This window comes from Polaromonas sp. P1_F8 (genome assembly GCF_056405635.1).
On sequence record NZ_JBFUBS010000019.1, the window covers coordinates 1 to 851 of the forward strand.

Below are 851 nucleotides of genomic sequence, written 5' to 3' on the forward strand. Positions count from 1 at the left end.
GTCGCTGTGGTCGTCGTGTCATACACCTTGTTGTTGGCGCCCACACCTGTGACTACCAGGCTGGCTGGCGTGATGTTGGCCGTGACAGCTGTGGGCTGCACCACGGTGTAGTTACCGGCGTCTGCTCCGCTCAGCGTATAGCCGGTCACAGTCACCGCCTTGCCATTGCCCACATTCTTGTTGGCGAAGGTGCCGCTGCCGGTGCCGCCCACGGTCACGGTATCGCCACCCAGGGCCGTCACTGCCGCCGTTCCGTTCAGGGTGGCGGTGGCGGTGGTGTCGTAGACCTTGTTGTTTGCGCCTACACCCGTGACAGCCAGGCTGGCCGGTGTGATATTGGCGGTCAAGCTCGCGGGTTGCACCACGGTGTAGTTGCCGGCGTCGGCACCGCCCAGCGTGTAGCCGGTCACAGTCACCGCCTTGCCATTGCCCACATTCTTGTTGGCGAAGGCGCCATTGCCGGTACCGCCCACGGTCACGGTATCGCCACCCAAAGCCGTCACCGCTGCTGTCCCGCTCAGCGTCGCGGTGGTGGTCGTGTCGTAGACCTTGTTGTTTGCACTCACACCCGTGACAGCCAGGCTGGCCGGTGTGATGTTGGCGGTCACCGCCGTGGGCTGCGCCACGGTGTAGTTGCCGGCGTCGGCGCCGCCCAGTGTGTAGCCGGTGACGGTGACGGCCTTGCCGTTGCCCACGTTCTTATTGGCGAAATTTCCGCTGCCGGTACCGCCCACGGTCACGGTATCACCACTCAAAGCCGTCACCGCTGCTGTCCCGCTCAGCGTCGCTGTGGTGGTCGTGTCGTAAACCTTGTTGTTTGCGCCTACGCCGGTAACCGCCAGGCTGGCCGG

The 851-nt window shown here is 64.6% G+C and carries 1 protein-coding gene; it reads right to left on the reverse strand.

Annotation, left to right across the window (positions count from 1 at the left end; genetic code table 11):
• Positions 1-851 (reverse strand): YDG domain-containing protein (locus AC1D1J_RS22575; protein WP_477695929.1); only part of this gene is annotated, 851 nt, incomplete at both ends.